Raw genomic sequence first — 685 nt, 5'->3', positions numbered from 1 at the left:
GTTAAAGGCATGGAGCAATTGGATCAAACCAAGAGTTGCAAATGCCATGGTCAAAGCGTCTGCATGGATTTCTGCACGAGTCGCATGTTCTGGAGAGAGTAAGGCCCAGCCATAAACACCAAGAACGAGCATGGTTTGGAAGACACCTTGATAAAGAATGGCTCCAAAGACCCCACCGTCAAAGAAGTTAGATTTACGTCCACGAGGTTTGTGGGTCATAACACCTGGCTCAGCTGGTTCCACACCAAGAGCGATGGCTGGAAGAGTATCGGTTACCAAGTTGATCCAGAGAAGATGTACTGGTTGAAGAACATCCCATCCAAAGAGGGTTGCAAAGAAGATGGTGAAGACCTCAGCCATATTGGCAGACAAGAGGTACTGGATAGATTTTTGGATATTTGAGAAGACCTTACGTCCTTCTTCTACCGCTACGATAATGGTTGCAAAGTTATCATCTGCAAGGACCATATCTGAAGCCCCCTTAGAAACCTCTGTACCTGTAATCCCCATACCAATACCAATGTCAGCTGTCTTAAGTGATGGTGCATCGTTGACTCCATCCCCTGTCATGGCAACAACTTTTCCTTCATTTTGCCAAGCTTTCACGATACGAACCTTGTGTTCAGGTGATACACGCGCATAGACAGAGTATTGTTTGAAGACTTTTTGGAATTCTTCGTCAGAG

At 45.5% G+C, this 685-nt stretch carries 1 protein-coding gene; it reads right to left on the bottom strand.

What is annotated here, in order from left to right; genetic code table 11:
- A partial coding sequence (locus tag SPADD19_RS12365; protein ID WP_241496406.1) for an HAD-IC family P-type ATPase occupies nucleotides 1-685 on the bottom strand: 685 nt, incomplete at both ends.

This window comes from Streptococcus parasanguinis, from assembly GCF_001578955.1.
GTDB classification, from domain to species: Bacteria; Bacillota; Bacilli; order Lactobacillales; family Streptococcaceae; genus Streptococcus; species Streptococcus parasanguinis_U.
Note: the sequence above shows the minus strand (reverse complement) of the source record. Positions and strands in the feature narration are given on the sequence as shown.